Origin of the sequence: Necropsobacter massiliensis (assembly GCF_000827595.2) — a bacterium.
GTDB classification, from domain to species: domain Bacteria; phylum Pseudomonadota; class Gammaproteobacteria; order Enterobacterales; family Pasteurellaceae; genus Necropsobacter; species Necropsobacter massiliensis.
Genome location: NZ_LN776210.1, coordinates 1 through 951, shown reverse-complemented (window position 1 = coordinate 951; position 951 = coordinate 1). Strand labels below are relative to the sequence as shown.

General features: G+C 41.5%; 1 pseudogene. It reads right to left on the bottom strand.

The window, feature by feature from the left end:
* A pseudogene (locus tag BN3349_RS11865) lies at window positions 1–951 on the bottom strand (hypothetical protein); the annotation flags it as partial.

The window sequence follows — 951 nt, the reverse complement described above, 5'->3', positions numbered from 1 at the left end:
TTTGTGATATTTTGATTGGCCGCATATAACTGGCTACCGTTTACTGCCTCCGTTGAATTTGCTGCAAGCGAACCGTTCGCCACATTCGTGATTGTCCGATTACCCGCATTAATACCATCAGCAGTTATGCTGACATCACCAACCGTTAACCCGCTTGTATTAAAGACATTATTGCCTGCGGTTACGCTCTCTACTGTAATATTTTTCGCCAATGATAAACTCACACCCTTTTCCGTTGTGGTACTAATAATATTACTATCACCGGCAACGGCTAATTCACTACCTAAAGCATAAGTATGGTTAGTGGTTCCGTTACCGAATTTAATACCTTTTGCGATATTTTCTGCATTGGTCGCAATATTTTGGGTGTTAGTCGCAACGTTCGCATTGGTTGTATTCAACCCGTCATTTAAGGTTTGAATCGCGTTTGTATTATTAGTGATATTCGCCGTATTATTTGCCACAGTTGCATTGGTGGCGTTTAGCTGGCTGAGATTCACCGCATCACTATCCGATGTACCATTAGCTACATTAGTGATTTTTTGATGACCCGCATCAATACCTGTTGCTGCAACTTTCACATCACCAACGGTCAAACCGCTTGTATTCAAGACATTACCGCCCGCTGTCACGCTGCTAACCGTAATATTATCCGCCAAGCTCAGCTTCACACCTTCTGCCGTTGTAGAACTCACAATATTGCTATCACCAGCAACGGCTAATTCATCGCCTAAAGCATAAGAATGATTAGTGGTCCCGTTACCAAATTTAATACCTTTTGCGATATTTTCTGCGTTTTTACTAATATTCTGGGCATTATTGCTCACATTTGTATTAGTCGCATTTAAATCGTTTTTCACGGTATTAATCGCATTGGTATTATTGGTGATATTCTGTGCATTATTTGCCACAGTTGCATTGGTGGCGTTTAGCTGGCTGAGATTCACCGCA